The sequence below is a fragment of the Brachyspira sp. SAP_772 genome (assembly GCF_009755885.1).
Lineage (GTDB): Bacteria > Spirochaetota > Brachyspiria > Brachyspirales > Brachyspiraceae > Brachyspira.
Map to the genome: position 1 here is coordinate 1 of NZ_VYIX01000001.1, position 19,218 is coordinate 19,218.

Consider the following 19,218-nt stretch of genomic DNA (forward strand, 5'->3'; position numbering starts at 1 on the left):
GTTGAGCTTATGAGAAAGACAGTTGGAGATAAAATAGGAGTAAAAGCTTCAGGCGGAATAAAAACTTATGAAGATGCCATAAAAATGATAAATGCTGGTGCTAATAGAATAGGTACTAGTAATGGTGTCACTATAATGAAGTCTTTAAAGTAATTTCTTTAATAAAATAAAAAATCAAGGATTATTGTAAATGGAATATAGAGAGCCTAAAGCATTCTATGATGAAGAAGCTTTTAATAAGGGGTTATTGCAGTATCATATAAAATTAAAAAAGGGTGATGTTGCAAGATATGTTTTACTTCCTGGAGATCCTAAAAGAGTTGAGTATATAGCAGGCTTTTTAGAAGATGTAGAGTTTAAAGCTGACTATAGAGAATATGTTACAGTTACAGGCAAATATAAAAATATTCCTGTAAGTGTAACTTCAACAGGTATAGGAGGTCCCTCTGCTTCTATAGCTATGGAAGAGCTTATAAAGGTGGGTGCTGATACTTTTATAAGAGTAGGCACAGGCGGAGGGCTTAGTTTAAAAGTGAAGCCCGGAGATTTAGCTATTGCTCAGGCCGCTATAAAAGATGAGGGCACTTCTTTAGAATATATACCCTTTGAATATCCTGCTATTGCTAATACAGATATAGTGTTTGCTTTAAGAGATGCGGCAAAGTTAAAAAATTATAATTATCATATAGGTGTTGTTCATAGTAAAGATTGTTTTTATGGTGAGTTAGAACCAGAGAATTCTTTTTTTAGAGAGAGGTTTGAAAATAATCTTAAATATTATACATTATGCGGGGCTATAGTTTCAGAGATGGAATGTGCGGCGCTTTTTTCTTGTGCAGCTATTAGAAATGTGAGGGCTGGCGGAATTATGCATGTTGTAGAGAACACTATGATAGAGAGAATGGGTACGCATTTAAACTATTCTTCAAACATAGATAATATGATTTTAACTGCATTAGAAGCTATAGTATTATTAGAAAAGAGAGGGTAATATATTTTATGTCTAATACAAAAAATGCTTTGCCAAAACCTTTTTTTATAGAAGATGAGAATTTAGTTCATCATTTAAAATTAAAAAAAGGCGATGTTGGAAGATATGTTATAATGCCCGGAGATCCTAAAAGATGCGTAAAGATAGCAAAGAGGTTTGATGATGCTAAACTAGTAGCAGATTTTAGAGAATATGTTACCTATACTGGTTATATAAATGGAGTTAAAGTTTCTACTACATCTCATGGTATAGGAGGCCCTTCTACAGCTATAGCATTAGAGGAGCTTATAAAGGTGGGGGCTGATACTTTTATAAGAGTAGGCACTTGCGGCGGAATGAATATGAATGTACTTCCAGGTGATGTTGTAATAGTTAATGGTGCTATAAAGGTTGGTGGTACTATGAGAAACTATATACCAGATGAGTTTCCTTGCGTTCCAAATATAGATGTATTAGATGCTATGATTGATGCTTCAAAAAAACTCAATATAAAAACTCATACAGGTATTGTTCAATGTAAAGATGCTTTTTATGCACAGCATGCTCCAGAGAGTATGGCAGTTGATAAAGAGCTATTATATAAATGGGAATCATATATAAAGGCAGGATGTTTGGCTTCAGAGATGGAGTCTGCTGCACTTTTTGCAGTTGGAGCTTCTAAGGGTGTGAGAACAGGTGCTTCTATGCTTGTGCTCCATAATCAAGAAAGAATAAAAAATGGTATAGATGATCCAAAAAATTACACAGGAGAAGAGGCTATAGATTTGGTTATAGAATCTATTAAAGTTTTGATAGATAATGATAAAAAATAAAATTGGCTTTAATAAAAATTAAGCAATAAATATTCTAGAAAAATAGGAGAAAATATGAAGAAACTTTTATGTTTATTAATTTCAGCGTTGATATTATCTTGCGGAAGCGGCGGTAAGGGTTATGAATTAGCTTTGATTACTGATGTTGGTACTATAGATGATAGATCTTTTAACCAAGGGTCTTGGGAAGGTTTAAAAAAATATGCAGAAGAGAACAAAATTTCTCACAAATATTATCAGCCTTCAGAAAAGTCTACTGATGCATATGTTAATGCTATAGATTTAGCTGTTGCTGGTAAGGCTAAAGTTATAGTTACACCTGGATATTTATTTGAACCTGCAGTATATAAAGCACAAGATACTCATCCTGATGTTAAATTTATACTTTTAGATGGTACTCCTCAAGATGGTACTTATACTGATTTTAGAATAGAAAGCAATGTTTATTCAGTATTTTATGCAGAAGAGCAAGCTGGTTTCTTAGCTGGTTATGCTATAGTAAAAGAGGGATATACTAATTTAGGTGTTATGGCTGGTATGGCTGTACCTGCTGTTATAAGATTTGGTTATGGTTTTGTACAAGGTGCTGAATATGCATCTCAAGAATTAGGATTAGCTAAAGGAAGAGTGAGAATTAATTATACTTATGTTGGAAACTTTAATCCTACTCCAGAAAATCAAACACTTGCTACTTCTTGGTATCAAAGCGGAGTACAGGTAATATTTGCTCCTGCGGGTGGTGCAGGAAACTCAGCTATGGCTGCTGCTGAACAAAATAATGGTCTTGTTATAGGGGTTGATGTTGACCAGAGTGCAGAATCTCCAACTGTTATTACTTCTGCTATAAAGATGCTAGGAGGATCTGTTTATGATGCTATAGATGCTTATTATAATGACAATTTCCCTGGCGGACAATCTGTTGTACTTGATGCTAAAGTTAATGGTGTAGGTCTTCCTATGGAAACTTCTAGATTTAAAAATTTTACTAAAGACAATTATGATGCTATATATCAGCAATTAGTTGCTGGAAATATAAAACTTCTTAAAGATACTGATGTTGATTCTGTTAATAAACTTCCTTTAAATATTGTTCAAGTTAATTTTATACAGTAAAAAATTTGTTTTATATAAAAGGGATACCTTTTGATTAGGTATCCCTATATTTTAGGAGGGATGTATTGTGGAATATGTAGTTGAGATGTTAGGCATTACTAAGAGATTTAAGGGAATAGTAGCTAATGATAACATTACCATACAATTAAAAAAGGGTGAAATACATGCTTTGCTTGGTGAAAATGGTGCGGGTAAATCTACACTTATGAGCGTACTTTTTGGACTTTATAAGCAAGAAGAGGGTATTATTAAGGTTAACGGAAAAGAAGTTAATATTGATAACCCTAATACGGCAAATGCTTTAGGTATTGGTATGGTGCATCAACATTTCAAGCTTGTTCATAATTTTACTGCTTTAGAAAATATTATGCTTGGGGTAGAAACTGTAAAAAATGGTGTGCTTCAAGTAGATGATGCTAGAAAAAAGGTTATGGAATTAAGTAAGACTTATGGGCTTGAAATTTATCCTGATGCTATTATTAGTGATTTAACTGTTGGAATGCAGCAGAGAGTTGAAATATTAAAAATGCTTTATAGAGACAATGAAATACTTATCTTTGACGAGCCTACCGCAGTACTTACTCCTCATGAAATTGAAGAACTTATGAAGATAATGAAATCTTTAACAAAAGAAGGTAAATCTATACTCTTTATTACTCATAAATTAAATGAAATAAAAGAAGTTGCTGATAGATGTTCAGTGCTTCGCAAAGGAAAATATATTGGCACTATTGATGTTAAGACTACTACAAAAGAAGAGATGTCTGAGATGATGGTTGGAAGGAAGGTTGCTTTGGTAGTAGAAAAGACAGAAGCTAAGCCAAAGGATGTAATATTATCTGTTAAGGATTTGAATGTTAAATCTCCGCATAGTGAAAAAAATATAGTAAAGAATGTTTCTTTTGATGTACGTGCGGGAGAGATAGTGTGTATTGCTGGTATTGATGGAAATGGTCAGACTGAGCTTATATATGCTTTAACAGGGCTTATGGATATGTATAGCGGAAGTGTTAGTTTGAATGGAAAGGATATTACTAATTTATCTATAAGAAAAAAGACATTAAGCGGTATAGGGCATATTCCTGAAGATAGGCATAAACATGGACTTGTACTTGATTATACGCTTGCTGAAAACACTATACTGCAAACTTATTTTACTGACAGATTCCAAAAAAATGGATTTTTGAAATTTAAAGAAATAGAAGATTATGCTAATGGACTTATAAAAAGATTTGATATAAGAAGTGCTGAAGGGGCTAAAACTTTTGCAAGGAGCATGTCTGGAGGTAATCAGCAAAAGGTAATAGTGGCAAGAGAAATAGACAGAAATCCTGATTTGCTTATAGCGGTTCAGCCTACTAGGGGATTGGATGTTGGAGCTATTGAATATATACATAAAGAGTTAATAGCACAGAGAGACAGCGGAAAGGCGGTACTTCTTGTATCATTAGAACTTGATGAAGTTATGAATTTGAGTGATAGGATACTTGTTATATATGAAGGTGAGATTGTAGCTAATGTGATAAATAATAAAGATATTACTATAAATGAATTAGGTTTATATATGGCTGGTTCTAAAAGGAGTGCTTAATGAGCAGTAATTTAAAAGATAAATTAGCAAATGTTTTAGAGAAAGAAGGTTTTGTAAATATCTTTTCATCTTTTCTTGCTATCATTATAGGTTTACTTTTAGGGCTTATAATACTTCTTGTAAGTAATGTGGGCGAAGCTTTTCCTGCTTTTATGACTATACTTTCTGGAGGTTTTTCTGGTGGCACAAGGGGTATAGGTCAGGTTATATATACAGCTACTCCTTTAATACTCACAGGGCTTTCTGTTGGTTTTGCTTTTAAAAATGGACTTTTTAATATAGGAGCTCCCGGTCAATTTATTATAGGGGCTTATGCTGCAGTGTTGGTTGCAATTAAATGCACATTCTTTCCTCCTGCTATTCACTGGATTATCGCTTTAATTGCATCTTTTATAGCTGGCGGTTTATGGGCTTATTTACCCGGACTTCTTAAAGCAAGGTTTAATGTTAATGAAGTTATTTCAAGCATTATGATGAATTATATTGGTATGTATCTTACTAATTATTTAGTTACATTAACAGTTTATGATATGCTTAAAAATCAATCGCAAAATATTCCTCCTTCTGCTACATTACCGGGTATGGGGTTAGATGTATTATTTAGAGGCTCTAGTGCTAATGGCGGTTTTTTTGTGGCTGTTATTGTTGTTATTATAACTTATATAATACTTTCTAAAACTACATTTGGCTTCGAGCTTAAGGCTTGCGGATTAAACAAAGATGCCAGCAGATATGCAGGAATTAATGAAAAGAGAAATATTGTGCTTTCTATGGTGATAGCTGGTGCTTTAGCTGGGCTTGGCGGAGGACTTCTTTATTTATCTGGTATTGGTAAGCATATTGAGGTTATTGATGTACTTGCTGAAGAGGGTTTTATGGGAATACCTATTGCATTACTTGGTCTTTCTCATCCTATTGGTATTTTGATTGCGGGGCTTTTCATTGCTCATATTACTGTTGGCGGATTTTATATGCAGGTTTATGATTTTACACCTGAGATAATAGAGATGATTATTGCTTCTATCATTTATTTTAGTGCTTTTGCTTTGCTTTTTAAATCTATTGTTGGATTTATATCTAAAAAAGTAAATAAAAATAGAGAGACAAATGCTAATGAGTAAAAATGCAATGAGTAAAAGACAAATAAAAAGGAGTTTTCAATGGATACAATTTATTTTTTAGTACAGCAGACTATGTTTTTTTCTATTCCTCTTTTACTTGTTGCTTTAGGGGGAATGTTTTCTGAGAGGAGCGGGGTTGTTAATATTGCTCTTGAAGGAATAATGATAATAGGTGCTTTCGCGGGAATATTTTTTATAAGCAGGCTTGGGCCAAATTTCCCTCCTGTTGTTACATTATTTTTGGCTATGATTATATCTGCTTTAGCGGGTATTATATTTTCTCTTTTTCACGCTTATGCTGCTATTAATATGAGTGCCGATCAAGTTATTAGCGGTACTGCTTTAAATATATTTGCTCCTGCTTTTGCTATATATGTTACAAGAGCTATACAAACTGTTCAGCAAATAAGTTTTGTTAATAATTTTAGAATAGAGTCTGTGCCTATACTTGGAAGTATTCCTGTTATTGGCAATTTATTATTCAAAAATACTTATATAACAACTTATATAGGCTTTGTTATACTTGCTTTATCTTGGTTTGTTCTTTATAAAACAAGATTCGGCCTTAGGCTTAGAAGCTGCGGAGAGCATCCTCAAGCTGCTGATTCTGTGGGTATTAATGTTTATAAAATAAGATATATTGGTGTTGCTATTTCAGGTGCTTTGGGCGGACTTGGAGGATTAGTATTTATTATACCTACTTCTACAAACTTTAATGCTACAGTTGCAGGATATGGATTTTTGGCTTTGGCAGTATTAATATTTGGTCAATGGAAGCCTATTAAAATACTTTATGCTGCTTTTTTCTTTGGGCTTATGAAAACACTTGCTTCAGCATATTCTGGTATACCTTTGCTTGCTAATTTGCCCATATCAAACAGCATTTATAAAATGATACCTTATATTGCTACTTTAATTGTACTCTCATTTACTTCTAAAAGCTCTCAAGCCCCTAAAGCTTCTGGAGTGCCTTATGATAAAGGAGCAAGATAATAATATTATTATTTTAGATAATATTTTATTATTAATTAAATAAGTAGTATTTTAATAAATATTAAGTAGTTTCTCTTTCTATTAGATGCGGTTCAAATACTATGTGGCTAGCAGTATCTTTTTTATTTTTTATATTTTCAATGATTATGTTTGCTATTTTTTTGCCTACTTCTTTGGAAGGAATTTCTACAGAAGTTATTGCAGTTTCAAGCCAAGCCCCTATATAATTGCCTGTTAAACTGATTATTTTTATTTGCTGTGGTACTTTAATTTTTTTATTTTTTAAAGCCCTCATTACTCCTATTCCTTGCATATCTGTTGATACTAATATTCCATCTATATTTGGGTTTGTTTCTAATAAATTATAAACAGCATTATAACTGCCTTCTAAAAAATCAAGAGCCGTTATTTCTGCAACATTTTCTTGATAATTATTTTCTGCTATTGCTTTCTTATATCCATCATATCTTTCTTTATATGGTATTATATCTTTAGACCCATTTATTAATCCAATATTTTTACATCCTTTAGAGATTAAATATTTAGTACCATCATAACCAATGGTTTCATAATTTGCTGCTACACTAGATATGGTATTATCATATTTCCTTATTATTTGAATTATTGGTATTCCTCTTTTATGTATTTCTTTTATTAATTTTTTATTTTTTCCGCAAGAAGCTATTGCTATTGCATCCACAAAACCTTTGCTTAAATGTTTTAAACAATTAGCTTCTATAGAAGGGTCATCTTGAGTATTTGATATTATGGTGTTATAACCAAGTTTTCTGCATTCTATTTCTATGTAATATGTTATATCTGCAAATATATTTAAAGATATGCTTGGAACTATTACAGCTATAGTTTTACTTTTTCCTTCTCTTAAATTTTTAGCTAACAGATTTGGGCTATAATTAAGTTGCTTAGCAGCATTTAATATTCTTAATTTAGTTTCTTCCTGAACGTATGATTTTCCATTTAATGCTCTTGATACAGTACTCACATCAACATTTGCTAGCTTAGCAACATCTTTTAACGTACTCATATTATTCCTAATTTTTTTTAATAAAATAATTCGGAATAAAGTATATAATATAATTTTGATATGTCAAATATATAGGGAGTATGTTAATATTACCCCCTATATATTTTTTATTTATTATTAGAATAGGTCTAGTATGGATTTTGCAAATTGAGGAAAAGAATTTTTTAATGCATATAATGTCATAAATAATGCAAACAAATAACTTATAGTCATACATATTTGTAATATAATAGGTTGTTTATAGCCTTCGTTTATATCCTTACGCCATATTAATAATACAATAAATAATCCCGCTACAGGAGTTGCTACAGATGTTGCAACATTTGCTAAATATATAAGCTGCACAGGAGAACCATTATATAAAAAACATATAATAGAGCATACTATTATTAAAATCATAGATTCTATTTTTACCATTTTATTTTCTAATTCTACTGGCTTATTAAAACCTGCATTTAGAAGTACTATACTTCTTTGAGTATTTCCAAGTAAAGAAGAAAAAGCTCCCCCTAATAAAGCAATACCCATAATATATTTTGAAGCATTTCCTAATATTGGTATTAAAAGTTCTGCTAATTGTTCTGGGGCTTTTATTGTTTTTCCTTCTGGGAAAAGCACTATTGCACCTACAACCATTATAGCTCCGCTAATTAGTACTATTAATAATATATGTGCTATTGTATCAACTAAAACCACTCCATTAAAAAAATCTTCTTTTTTCCATTTCTTTTCTTTTCCAAGATAAGTACCGTATACGCCAGTATTTACAGAAGCATTGGTACTAATAAAACCTAAAGCCATAGCCATACTTCCAGCAGGCAATGTCCAATGAGTGACTCCATAAAAAGTTTCTTTTATATTTGGTCCCCCGCTTCCTATTAAAGTTACGTAGAATGATATTACCATTCCTAATATGCATAATGTTATTCCTTTTTCAACTTTTGAATAAACATTCCTAGAAAAATAGCAATATCCCATCACACATATCATTATAATAGAACCTAATTTCCAATTTAAATTAAATAAAAGATTAAACCCTGTACCAGTACCCGAGATGTTTCCTATAGTAAAAAACATGCATGATAAAAAAGTAGCAAAGCCTACAAATCCCGAAGCAAAAGCTCCATAATATTTTCTAATTGCATGTAAAGAAGGAAGACCTGTTAATGTAGAAATTCTATATATTGTAAGTATGAAAGAACAGCCCATAAATATAATTGGAATTAAAAGCCATATAAGTTTATATCCATATTTTGCACCTATCATAGCAGCTGTAGTAATTGCCCCGGGTCCTATAACAATACCTGTAGATATAATGGCACTAGGTCCTATTCTTTTTAAGAGTTCTTTAATTGGAAGTAATTTTACATCATTAATATTATCCATTTAATCACACTCCCTTAAAGCTCTGAAATAGTTGGAATTTCAGAGCTTTATGCATATTATAATTATTATAATGTTACATTTGGAACTTTACTTTTTGCCAAAGCATTTTTAATTATATCTTTTTCTTCCTGACATAAAGGTAGTACAGGTCTTCTCATTAAAGCAGATTTAAATATTCCTCTTTGTACTAAAGTCTCTTTTAATCTAGCATGAGCCTCACCTGAAGGTTGACCCTCTCCATATATAGCTTGAGAAATAGGGTAGATTAAATCATCGTATTTTTTTATTTCTGCATAATTTTGTGCTTTTACTGCTTTCCAAGCTTCTGTTATTAATTCTGGAATACAGCCTGCAAATCCTATTAATGCACCATCTACTCCAGGGAACATAGAACTTAATAAAGTTTCATCATGGCATGTTATTAAAGATATATGAGGAGCTTTTTCTCTAAGTTCTCTTATATCATGTTCATATTTTGGCATTACTCTTGTACCCATTTTTATACATTTTACATGTTCTATCTTATTAGCCATTTCGATTAAAGTTTCAACAGGATAAAATGCTTTTGTAGTTGCAGGATAAAGGTGTATAATAATATCTATATCGGCTCCTTCTGCTACATCTTTTACGTATTCAAAAGGTGCTCTAGGGTGCATTCCAAATCTTAACCACATATGAGGAGGCATTAAAAGTATACCATCAGCACCAGCTTCTTTAACCTCTTTAGCCATTTCTATAGATTCTATAGTGTTTTCACAGTTTATTCCTGATATAATAGTAACTTTATCTCCTACCTCATCAGCTACTATTTCTACTACTCTTTTTCTTTCGCTTCTTCTTAATGAAGTTATTTCTCCTGTGTGTCCGTTACAAACTAAACCTTTTATTTCATCAAAAGATGCTAACCATTTAACATATTTTCTTAATTCAGGCTCGTTAATACTATAATCATCATTTAATGGTATTGATATTGCTGGAAATATAGTTTTCCAATTTTTTTGTTTTGACATAAGAAACTCCTTAAAATTAAATATATTCTACAAACGTTTGTATACTTTATAGTATATACAAACGTTTGTAGAAATCAACATATAATTTGTTTTTTTTATAAAAAATTAATTTTTTTTTATATTTTCAATAAAACTAAAATATACTTGAATTAGATTTTTTTTATGGTATTATATAAAGTATGCGTAATATAAAACTAATAGCCACAGATTTAGACGGTACACTTCTTAATAATGATAGTGAGATAAGCGATTACAATAGAGATGTATTAAAAGATTGCATTAATAATGGTATAGAGCTTATATTAGCTAGCGGAAGACCTTTTGATGGGCTTAAAAGATACAACAAATATTTAGACAATAATAATTATTCTATAGTTTGTAATGGTTCTGTTATTACTGATAGTGAAGGAAATATTGTATATAATGAAGTTATTAAAGAAAATGATGTATTGTATTTAATGGATATTGCTAAAAGCTATGATGTTTATTTGCATGTTTACAATGGCAATCAGTATATAGTTTCTCAAGAGGATATATATTTCAAAAATTATGCAAAAAAAGAAAATATTACTGATGTTGTAATAGGATTCGATTTACTTGACAATTATAATTTTAGTAAGATGCTATTTATTGGTGAGAACAATGTGCTTTCTAATCTTGAAACTTATATAAGAGAAAATCTTGATGTTCACACTTCATTTTCGCATCCTAATTTTTTAGAGGTTTTAGCTTCTGGTATAAATAAGGGCAGTGCTTTAAAATGGTTATGCGATAAGAAGGGCATTGATAGAAAAAATGTTATAGCTTTTGGAGATAATTATAATGATATAGAGATGATTGAGTTTGCGGGTATTGGGGTTGCTATGGAGAATGCTGAGGATATTTTAAAACAAAGAGCTGATTATGTTGCTTTGTCTAATGAAGATGATGGATTAGGAAAGTTTTTGGAGGAAATTATTTAATTATGAACAACAATATAAAGTTAATAGCTACCGATTTAGATGGTACTCTTCTTAATGAAGATAAAAAAATAACAGATTATAATAAAAATATTATAACTAAATTGATAGATAGAGGAATTGATGTTGTAATTTCTACAGGAAGACCTATATCTGCTATGCATTTTTTTTATGAAGAATTAAAAAATAATAATGAATCTATAGTATTCAATGGGGCTATGGTTGTTGATAATAATTTTAATTGTATTTTTAGCAATCCTTTAAAAAAAGATATAGCAAAGAAAATAATAAATCTTTATAAAGAAAAATATATAAAAGATGCTTCATTAATTATATATTCTATAAAAGAATATATAGTTGCAAAAGATAATTTTAAATTTCAAACTCATACAGAAAAAATTGATAAAAAAAATAAAATAATAGGTTTAGAAAATTTTAATTATAATATTGAAGTTCAAAAGATGGTCATACTCGGAGAAACTGATATGTTGGAAGAGATACAAAAAACAATTGATAATTTATTTACAGTTCACACTTCTTTCTCTGAGCCTCATTTTTTAGAGATACTTTCAGAAAATACAAATAAGGCTAATGCTTTGAAATGGTTATGCGATAAGAAAGGTATTGATAGAAACAGTGTAATGGCTTTTGGAGATAATTATAATGATTTAGAGATGATTAAGTTTGCAGGTGTTGGTGTTGCTATGGGTAATGCTGAGGATAATGTGAAAAAGAATGCTAAGTATATAGCAGATACCAATAATAATAATGGTGTAGGAGTATTTTTAAAAGATTTCTTTAATCTATAGATAATGAAATTAATTTTATATCTGAAACTTCATGCAAAAAATTTGTAAATAAATTAAATAATATAGGGTCTAATTTTATTTTATTGGTTATAAGATTATCTCTCATGTTAATTAATACATCTTTTAAATTTTCTTTTTTCTTTGAATTCATAAAAACTAATACATCATAAGTATCTAATATCTCTAATATTTTAGAAGGTACATAAGCTAATGCCTCACCATTAATAATATCTTCTGCTTCAAAAGATAGTATATGTTCTTGATCTTTTTCAGTTGAGAATTTATTTATCAAACTGTTTGAAGAATATCCATAATAATCATGATGAAGTCCTACCAATAAAGAAATATCATCTTTAAATTTTAAAGTTTTCTTTATAAAGTTATAAGCTTTTAATGCATGCAGGTCTTGATTATTGTCTGTATCTCTTAGAAAGTTATTCATAGGTACTGAATCAAATATTTTAAGTAGTGATATATCATGATATAATGAGCCTATAGCAAAATATATTATTTCTGAATCTGTAAATTTTCTAATACCTAGTTTAAATACATTTTCTAAATTTTCTGTAGATATATCGCTGTAAAAATTACTAGTAACTTTTCTATATATTTCTCTATATTTATTTTTATAATCTAATCTTAATTTGTTTCCTAATCCTTTCACAAATTCTCTGTTATAATAATGCAAAAAATCAATCATCATTAAACAAACTCTATTACTATGTGATAGCATGTTAATATCTTGTAAATCATTATACGCATTAAAAATATAATTATAAATATACTCTTTTTCCAAATAATAAACTATATTCCTCATTATATGATAAAGATACATCTCTTTTCCATTAATTTTATTACTCTCAACAGTAGAATTTCCTATATTTTTTATATATTTAATAAAATCTGTTCTAATAAGAATGCCTATATCTGTTAATATTTGATCTATTAATAAAACTATTTCATTATTGAGTTTTTTATTTGATTTGAAAAGTTCTTTTAATCTATTTAGTTTAACATCTAATAATAAAAATTTTTCATCACTTTTTTCTTTGGAAATCTCTCTCAATGTATTTAAGTTTTTATTCTTTAAATTATTTGAATAAGGTATACAGTTTAAATAAATATGATAAAAATATTCAGCTTCATTAAATATTTCTTTTTCAAATATTTCTTTTTCATCTAATAATACATTTGTGTAAAATCTTGAGTTTTTTAATAAAATATTATTATTCTTTATTTCTTCTATAAATATATCAATAGCCTTACCTTCAAAATGAGTAACTATTCCATTCATATTTTGGCATTTTATAGTAATGTCATCATTATATATTTTGGTCTTTGCTCTTATTATGGTTTCAAATTCTATTTCATAGTATTCATTATCCATAATTTATTCCATTATATTTAAATTTCTTCTAAAGGAAGCTAATAAAGTTTAGCATAAACTATATAGCCATAATATTTTTTATATTATGGTAGAATACTTCGTATATATTTTAGGATAGATTGCTAACAGATAAAATTATAAATAATACAATTAACTTCCTCATGACTCCTATTATATGATATAGCTATAAAAAAACAATTCTTTATTACAATTAAATTTTTGATTTATTTTATTATTACATTTTTTATTATATATAATTACAGTTGATAATTTTTTTGTAAATTTATAATATTATATAAGCATATAACATATACAAATAATGGTGTAGGTGTTTTTCTAAAAGATTTCTTTAATTTGTAACATTTAATTTTATTTGATATGTTTCAGATAGATAATCAATAAATAAATCCAAAATAATAGGGTCTAATTTTATTTCTTCTGCCATTAGTTTATCTTTTATATATATTAATACATCTTCAACTTTTTCTTTTTTCTTTGAGTTCATAAAAACTAATACATCAAATATATCTGCTATTTCTAATATTTTTGAAGGCACATAGGCATATACTTCGCCTTTTATAAAATCTTCTGCTTCAAATGACAATATATTATCTGGATATTTATTATTTAAAAATTGTTTTATAAGATTATTTTTTGAATATCCATAATAATCATGATGAAGTCCTACTAATAATGATACATCATCTTGAAAGTTTAAAGTTTTCTTTATAAAGTTATAACCTTTTAATGCATGTAAGTCTTGATTGTTATCTGTATCTTTTAGGAAATTATTCATAGGTACTGAATCAAATATTTTTAATAAACCTATATCATGATATAAAGCTCCTATAGAAAAATTAACTATTTCAGTACTGCTAAACTTTCTTATTCCAAATTTAAATACTCTTTCTAAATTATCTATTGGTATATCGCTTCCAAAATGTGATGTTATTTTTTTATATTTATCTATATATTTATTTTTATATTCTAATCTTAATTTATTTCCTAATCTATTTTTAAACTCTTTATTATAATAATGCATAAACTCCATCATCATTAAAGCAGTTCTATTGCTATGTGATATCATATTAATATCTTGAAAATCAGCATTATCAAAAATATAATTAAAAACTCGATTATGCTCTAAATAAGAAACAATGCTGCTCATTATATGATAAATATACATATCTTTTTTATCCACTTTGTTCCCTATAGCAAGAGATTTTTTTATAGCTTGTATATATTTGATAAAATCAGTTCTTATTAATATTCCTATATCGCTTAATGTTCTATCTATTAAGTACAATGTATCTAAATTTATTTTTTTTGTAGATTTAAATATAGATTTTAATTTATCAACATTTGTCTCTAAAAATAAGAAACGTTCTTCAGATTTTTCTTTGCATATTTTATTTAAAGTTTCATTATTTTCATCTTTTAGTTTATTAGAATAGGGTATACAATTTAAATAAATACGGTAAAAATATTCAGCTGCATTAAATTTTTCTTTATTGGGGATTTCTTTTTTATCTAATAATACACTTGTGTAGAATTTTGAATTTTTTAGTAAAAGATTATTCTTTTTTATTTCATCTATAAATATATCAATAGCTTTACCTTCAAAATAAGTAACTATTCCATTCATGTTTTGGCATTTTATAGTAATATCATCATTATATATTTTTATCTTTGATCTTATTATGGTTTCAAATTCTATTTCATAGTATTTATCCATAATTTATTCCATCATATTTAATATTTCTTCTATATGCTTTAATTGTCTATCTGCTGTTTTATTATAATCTATTTCTCCAAGTGCTATTTTGTATGCTTTGTCTATTAAATTATCCATTTCTAGCTTTGATTTGTTTTTCATTACTTTTTGAGCCAATTCCTTAGTAATTATCCATCTTTCTTTAGCTAGATTATAAAAATAAACAGCATATTCAAAGCTCTTTTTTATATCTTCATCAAACTGCGAATTATAAAAATAATAATTTTCTTTATCGTAAAGACCTGCTAAATATATGTAATTTTGAGTGATTAGATAATTAAATTGCATATGCATAAGATCTTTATATTTAGTATAAGCTTCTTCTGTTTCTATTATAGTTAATGCTCTATTTACAAAATCAAATGGTGCGTTTAATGCTCTTTCTAAATAATCCACATTTCTAAGCAAATCATATTCAGCATAATATGAAGGAAGCGAATAAAGTCTATAATAATCTTCAGCATAAACTATATATCCATAATCTTTTTTTTCTATTATGGTTGAGCGTTTCATATCTATTTTAGGGTATAGATTACTTATAGATAAAATTATAAATAATATAATTAATTTTTTCATATATCTTATTATATGATATCGGTATAAAAAAACAATTCTTTATTATAATTAAATTTTTGATTTATTTTATTATTATTCTATTTTTTTGTTATATATAATTACAGTTGATAATTTTTTTATAAGTTTATAATATATGTATATGAGAAGATTTTTATTATTAATATTTATTATAATTGTTATTCTTTCTTATAATTTGTTTTCATATATAGAGGAGAATACTAATTTTGACAATATAACAGAAGAAAACACTAATCATTTTTTTGATAGTTATTTAATTATTAGAAAAAGTGACATTAAATCTTCTAAGTCAAAAAACCTAGCAGAGATTATAAAAGAGTTTAGCAATATTAATATAAAAAATAAAAAAGTATATTCTCAGTCCGCTTTTATAATTAATGGTACAAGATTAAATAATGAAGAGAAGAAGATATATTTATTTTTGTATGATAAAAATAATATAGATTCTATTGATATAAGATATAATATTTATGATGGAAATATAGTTTATAATATAATTACTTCCAGATATTCTCAGGGTGAAGAATTGATTTATAAAAACATATTAGAAAATGTTTCTTTAGACTTTACAAATGAAAAAATAACTTATAAAAAAATAGAAACAAATTCAAGCAAAACTTATGGTAATTTAAATGTGTTGAATTACAAAATAAAAAAAGATGATAATTCACTCAATTTTAAATTAGATACATCTGGAGAGGAGAAAGGTTTTAGCGGAAGGAAGAGTAAGAATGCAGATTTAAGAACATATTTAAAAAGCGATGTAAGTTTTAATTTGAAACCCATTGATGAGATAAGCTTTACTGGTAAATATTTTTTAGATTTGCAAACAGATATTGGTTTACTCGGACAAAATGAAACAAATAATATAAAAAATCAGAATATATATCAAGGCGGAACTTTTGGAGTAAAACTTAAACCTGTTGATTTTATAATAATAGAAAGCATGTATTTTGTAACAAGCAAAAGAGATACTTTAACTATTACAAATAATAAATACTTAATGGCACAAGGAAATAAAACAACCATTACTTTTAATATACCATTAGCTTCTATCAATTCGAGTATTAGATTAAAGGGAAATTATTCTTATCTTTATGGAGAAAATACATATAATTTAAGTGTTAATAATAATTCACTTCCCGGTCTTCCAAAGCATCAATTTAATACTTCTGTAGAATATGTTTATGGTATTAATTTAAATTATGAATATGCTTTGATGTTTAATGTTCAGTATATAGGAGATGATTATAATAATACTACTAAAAGTGATATGACTAAATCTTATACCACTTTTGATTTGATATCTTCTTTTAATTATAAAAAGACAGTTTCTTTAAAATATGGAATAAAAAATATTCTAGATGTAAAATATGAAACTATAAAGGGCTATCCTATATCGAGTAGGGAGTATTTTGCTGATATTACAGTAGTTTTTTAATTAAATATTAATACATGAAAAGTTAGGTAGCTTGCAAATAAACACCATAAAATATAAGGTATCAATATATAACTTGCTGCTTTAGATATAGTTTTAAATTTCATCATTGTAATTATAATGAGTATATCTAAAATTATTATTTCTATAAAACCAAATAACGGACTTTTTAAACCAAAGAATATATAAGTCCAAAACATATTTAAAATAAATTGAACGATAAAAAGAAATATATAATTTTTAATATTTTTCTTTATTTCTAAATCTTTTTCATCTATATATTTATTAATTATAATTGCTATTGATATACCCATTAAAATATATAATATACTCCAAGCTATGGGAAATATTATATTTGGAGGGTTTAGAGGAGATCTATTTAGAGAATTATACCATGAGAAATTATCAGCTTTAACAGATATTCCAGCTAAATATCCCATAAATAAACAAATTGCAATAGTTATAATAGGAATTATAAAGTATCTTTTTTTCATTTTATACTCCTTATAATTATTTTCTGTTATAATTATAGCAAAAATATAAAAATTTAAAAAGAACTATAATTCATATATTAATTATTTTAGTTAATTATTTATCTTCTTTTACTATTTTTTCATATTTCTCAGATAAATGAGTTTCTATCAAGTCTTCTAATTTTTTATTTGTATAATAGTTAGCCTTTGCTTTAGCAACAATATCCATAGTTTCTTTTTTTGGTATTTTAATAGGCTCGCCAGAAAACACATTATAATTGTTATACATTATTTTTAAGGTTTTATATGCCATCAATGCTGCTATCAAACAAAAATGCCTATATCCAACAGCCTTTTTTTCTATCTCCATTATATATTTTATTGTATCTTCAAAATCGTCCATGGCATTATCAACCATCTTATTTAGAACCTCTATAGATTTATCTCTATAAGTTTCATCTTGAAAGTATGAACCTATATTATCATCATTAAATAAATTCTTAGGCCAAAATATTCTGTTTTCTTTAAAATCATTTCTCACGTCTTTTATAATGTTCACTTTTTGAAGAAATCTTCCAAACTTTTTTGCCTTTTCTCTGTCAAGTGATAAATTGTCCAAAGCTCTAATAAGCTCTGTTAAATATACTCCAACCGTTCCCGCAACATAATAACAATAATCATTTAAATCTTCAAAATTATTTATAGTATGGTCCTGATAATATATCATTCCATAACCCATTTCATTTAAATATGATATAGACATATTTTTTATATGATAATCAAAACTAAAAAATGTCTTTAATACTAAATCAATATTTTCTATCAATATTTTATCATTATCATTTATTGTTTTTTCTAATACTATATGCTTAAAATTATCAAGATTTTTAACATTTTCTAAACTTGAAGATTTTAATATATTTATAAAACCTGTTATTAAAGTTTCTTTATCATTAGTGTTATGCATAGAATCTTCTATAGTGTCTATAATTCTTGCTAATAAATATTGCACTTCCACTTTAGATTTTTTATTTTTGTCTAATAGCGGTATAGTTAAAGCAAAGCTTCTAGATACTAAGTCAAGTAAATATTTGTTTGTAATTTTTGTTCCCATATTTTATCTCTTATATTTTTTCTAATAATGTTACGCAATGTACAGCTACGGCTTTACCTTCGCCCACAGCGTCCATTTTTTCATTTGTTTTAGCTTTAATAGAAATATTATCTATACTAGTATTAAGAGCCTTTGATAGATTCTCTCTCATTAAATCTATAAAATCTCTCATCTTTGGTTTTTCTATGATGATAGTAATATCAGTGTTTGATATAGTATAATTTTTTTCTTTCATAATAGAGATTGTTTGTTTTAATAGTTCCATAGAAGATATGTCTTTATAGTTTTCATCATTATCTGGAAAATGACTTCCTATATCTCCTAAAGCTAATGCTCCAAATATAGAATCTATTAAAGCATGTATTACAGCATCGGCATCTGAATGACCTTTTAATCCTAAATGATATGGTATTTCTATTCCTGCTAAAATTAATTTACGATTTTCTTGAAATATATGTGAATCATATCCATATCCTATTCTCATTGTTTTTCCTAAAAATATAATATTTATAAAATTATATATAAAAACTTATAAATTGTCAAAATAATATATTTATAGTTAAATAAAAAAATAAGCCATTATTTTACTAATGGCTTATTTAATGTAA

The 19,218-nt window shown here is 27.3% G+C and carries 18 protein-coding genes and 1 pseudogene; 10 read left to right on the top strand and 9 right to left on the bottom strand.

Going from position 1 to position 19,218, the window contains the following annotated elements; all coding sequences use genetic code 11:
- The 7 genes and pseudogenes from GQX97_RS00005 to GQX97_RS00035 all read left to right on the top strand — a co-directional run.
- A pseudogene (locus GQX97_RS00005) lies at positions 1 to 153 on the top strand (2-deoxyribose-5-phosphate aldolase); the annotation flags it as partial.
- A gap of 37 nt (positions 154 to 190) precedes the next feature.
- On the top strand, positions 191 to 991 hold the full coding sequence (locus GQX97_RS00010) for a nucleoside phosphorylase (RefSeq protein WP_157149921.1): 801 nt from the start codon (positions 191 to 193) through the stop codon (positions 989 to 991).
- 8 nt (positions 992 to 999) lie between these two features.
- Positions 1,000 to 1,803, top strand: coding sequence for a nucleoside phosphorylase (locus GQX97_RS00015; protein ID WP_157149922.1), 804 nt, complete (start codon positions 1,000 to 1,002; stop codon positions 1,801 to 1,803).
- A gap of 54 nt (positions 1,804 to 1,857) precedes the next feature.
- The gene (locus GQX97_RS00020; RefSeq protein ID WP_157149923.1) at positions 1,858 to 2,916 is read left to right on the top strand and encodes a BMP family protein; all 1,059 of its coding nucleotides are present in this window, start codon (positions 1,858 to 1,860) and stop codon (positions 2,914 to 2,916) included.
- Between the two features lie 67 nt (positions 2,917 to 2,983).
- A complete protein-coding gene (locus GQX97_RS00025; protein ID WP_157149924.1) occupies positions 2,984 to 4,507 on the top strand; it encodes an ABC transporter ATP-binding protein in 1,524 nt (507 codons plus the stop codon).
- The gene (locus GQX97_RS00030) at positions 4,507 to 5,628 is read left to right on the top strand and encodes an ABC transporter permease (protein WP_157149925.1); all 1,122 of its coding nucleotides are present in this window, start codon (positions 4,507 to 4,509) and stop codon (positions 5,626 to 5,628) included. Before GQX97_RS00025 ends, GQX97_RS00030 begins: the two co-directional genes overlap by 1 nt.
- Before the next feature lie 39 nt (positions 5,629 to 5,667).
- Entirely contained in the window at positions 5,668 to 6,621 is a 954-nt protein-coding gene (locus tag GQX97_RS00035) for an ABC transporter permease (protein WP_157149926.1), read from the top strand.
- A 61-nt stretch (positions 6,622 to 6,682) separates the two neighbouring features.
- Here GQX97_RS00035 and GQX97_RS00040 read toward each other — a convergent pair whose 3' ends face one another.
- The 3 genes from GQX97_RS00040 to GQX97_RS00050 all read right to left on the bottom strand — a co-directional run bounded on the left by GQX97_RS00040 (position 6,683) and on the right by GQX97_RS00050 (position 10,062).
- Complete coding sequence (locus tag GQX97_RS00040) at positions 6,683 to 7,666, bottom strand: LacI family DNA-binding transcriptional regulator (protein WP_157149927.1); 984 nt, start codon at positions 7,664 to 7,666, stop codon at positions 6,683 to 6,685.
- Positions 7,667 to 7,783: 117 nt separating this feature from the next.
- Complete coding sequence (locus GQX97_RS00045) at positions 7,784 to 9,052, bottom strand: NRAMP family divalent metal transporter (protein WP_157149928.1); 1,269 nt, start codon at positions 9,050 to 9,052, stop codon at positions 7,784 to 7,786.
- 65 nt (positions 9,053 to 9,117) lie between these two features.
- Positions 9,118 to 10,062, bottom strand: a complete 945-nt coding sequence (locus GQX97_RS00050) for a dihydrodipicolinate synthase family protein (RefSeq protein WP_157149929.1) — start codon at positions 10,060 to 10,062, stop codon at positions 9,118 to 9,120.
- Positions 10,063 to 10,241: 179 nt separating this feature from the next.
- On the opposite strand from GQX97_RS00050, the gene GQX97_RS00055 reads away from it, so the two are divergent.
- Complete coding sequence (locus GQX97_RS00055) at positions 10,242 to 11,024, top strand: Cof-type HAD-IIB family hydrolase (RefSeq protein ID WP_157149930.1); 783 nt, start codon at positions 10,242 to 10,244, stop codon at positions 11,022 to 11,024.
- A 2-nt stretch (positions 11,025 to 11,026) separates the two neighbouring features.
- Positions 11,027 to 11,830, top strand: a complete 804-nt coding sequence (locus GQX97_RS00060; protein ID WP_157149931.1) for a Cof-type HAD-IIB family hydrolase — start codon at positions 11,027 to 11,029, stop codon at positions 11,828 to 11,830.
- On the opposite strand, the gene GQX97_RS00065 is transcribed toward GQX97_RS00060, so the two are convergent.
- The 3 genes from GQX97_RS00065 to GQX97_RS00075 form a co-directional block, all read right to left on the bottom strand.
- Positions 11,820 to 13,217, bottom strand: a complete 1,398-nt coding sequence (locus tag GQX97_RS00065) for a phosphohydrolase (protein ID WP_157149932.1) — start codon at positions 13,215 to 13,217, stop codon at positions 11,820 to 11,822. The genes GQX97_RS00060 and GQX97_RS00065 overlap by 11 nt on opposite strands.
- A 349-nt stretch (positions 13,218 to 13,566) precedes the next feature.
- Positions 13,567 to 14,952, bottom strand: coding sequence for a phosphohydrolase (locus GQX97_RS00070; protein WP_157149933.1), 1,386 nt, complete (start codon positions 14,950 to 14,952; stop codon positions 13,567 to 13,569).
- Between the two features lie 3 nt (positions 14,953 to 14,955).
- The gene (locus GQX97_RS00075; protein WP_157149934.1) at positions 14,956 to 15,567 is read right to left on the bottom strand and encodes a hypothetical protein; all 612 of its coding nucleotides are present in this window, start codon (positions 15,565 to 15,567) and stop codon (positions 14,956 to 14,958) included.
- A 139-nt stretch (positions 15,568 to 15,706) separates the two neighbouring features.
- On the opposite strand from GQX97_RS00075, the gene GQX97_RS00080 reads away from it, so the two are divergent.
- Positions 15,707 to 17,026 carry a TonB-dependent receptor domain-containing protein gene (locus GQX97_RS00080; RefSeq protein WP_157149935.1) on the top strand — a complete coding sequence of 440 codons (1,320 nt, stop codon included), beginning with the start codon at positions 15,707 to 15,709 and terminating at the stop codon, positions 17,024 to 17,026.
- Here GQX97_RS00080 and GQX97_RS00085 read toward each other — a convergent pair.
- From GQX97_RS00085 to ispF, 3 genes are all read right to left on the bottom strand, one after another.
- Complete coding sequence (locus tag GQX97_RS00085) at positions 17,023 to 17,517, bottom strand: TspO/MBR family protein (RefSeq protein ID WP_157149936.1); 495 nt, start codon at positions 17,515 to 17,517, stop codon at positions 17,023 to 17,025. The two genes, GQX97_RS00080 and GQX97_RS00085, sit on opposite strands and share 4 nt — an antisense overlap.
- 94 nt (positions 17,518 to 17,611) lie before the next feature.
- Positions 17,612 to 18,610, bottom strand: coding sequence for a squalene/phytoene synthase family protein (locus GQX97_RS00090; protein ID WP_157149937.1), 999 nt, complete (start codon positions 18,608 to 18,610; stop codon positions 17,612 to 17,614).
- A 10-nt stretch (positions 18,611 to 18,620) separates the two neighbouring features.
- Entirely contained in the window at positions 18,621 to 19,094 is a 474-nt protein-coding gene (gene ispF, locus GQX97_RS00095; protein WP_157149938.1) for a 2-C-methyl-D-erythritol 2,4-cyclodiphosphate synthase, read from the bottom strand.
- Positions 19,095 to 19,218 lie beyond the last annotated feature (124 nt).

Excerpts from the sequence above, each read along its gene's own strand:
- GQX97_RS00010 (WP_157149921.1), top strand. The coding sequence starts at position 191 with ATGGAATATAGAGAGCCTAAAGCATTCTATGATGAAGAAGCTTTTAAT.
- GQX97_RS00015 (WP_157149922.1), top strand. The coding sequence starts at position 1,000 with ATGTCTAATACAAAAAATGCTTTGCCAAAACCTTTTTTTATAGAAGAT.
- GQX97_RS00020 (WP_157149923.1), top strand. The coding sequence starts at position 1,858 with ATGAAGAAACTTTTATGTTTATTAATTTCAGCGTTGATATTATCTTGC.
- GQX97_RS00030 (WP_157149925.1), top strand. The coding sequence starts at position 4,507 with ATGAGCAGTAATTTAAAAGATAAATTAGCAAATGTTTTAGAGAAAGAA.
- GQX97_RS00035 (WP_157149926.1), top strand. The coding sequence starts at position 5,668 with ATGGATACAATTTATTTTTTAGTACAGCAGACTATGTTTTTTTCTATT.
- GQX97_RS00040 (WP_157149927.1), bottom strand. The coding sequence starts at position 7,666 with ATGAGTACGTTAAAAGATGTTGCTAAGCTAGCAAATGTTGATGTGAGT.
- GQX97_RS00045 (WP_157149928.1), bottom strand. The coding sequence starts at position 9,052 with ATGGATAATATTAATGATGTAAAATTACTTCCAATTAAAGAACTCTTA.
- GQX97_RS00050 (WP_157149929.1), bottom strand. The coding sequence starts at position 10,062 with ATGTCAAAACAAAAAAATTGGAAAACTATATTTCCAGCAATATCAATA.
- GQX97_RS00055 (WP_157149930.1), top strand. The coding sequence starts at position 10,242 with ATGCGTAATATAAAACTAATAGCCACAGATTTAGACGGTACACTTCTT.
- GQX97_RS00060 (WP_157149931.1), top strand. The coding sequence starts at position 11,027 with ATGAACAACAATATAAAGTTAATAGCTACCGATTTAGATGGTACTCTT.
- GQX97_RS00065 (WP_157149932.1), bottom strand. The coding sequence starts at position 13,217 with ATGGATAATGAATACTATGAAATAGAATTTGAAACCATAATAAGAGCA.
- GQX97_RS00070 (WP_157149933.1), bottom strand. The coding sequence starts at position 14,952 with ATGGATAAATACTATGAAATAGAATTTGAAACCATAATAAGATCAAAG.
- GQX97_RS00075 (WP_157149934.1), bottom strand. The coding sequence starts at position 15,567 with ATGAAAAAATTAATTATATTATTTATAATTTTATCTATAAGTAATCTA.
- GQX97_RS00080 (WP_157149935.1), top strand. The coding sequence starts at position 15,707 with ATGAGAAGATTTTTATTATTAATATTTATTATAATTGTTATTCTTTCT.
- GQX97_RS00085 (WP_157149936.1), bottom strand. The coding sequence starts at position 17,517 with ATGAAAAAAAGATACTTTATAATTCCTATTATAACTATTGCAATTTGT.
- GQX97_RS00090 (WP_157149937.1), bottom strand. The coding sequence starts at position 18,610 with ATGGGAACAAAAATTACAAACAAATATTTACTTGACTTAGTATCTAGA.
- ispF (WP_157149938.1), bottom strand. The coding sequence starts at position 19,094 with ATGAGAATAGGATATGGATATGATTCACATATATTTCAAGAAAATCGT.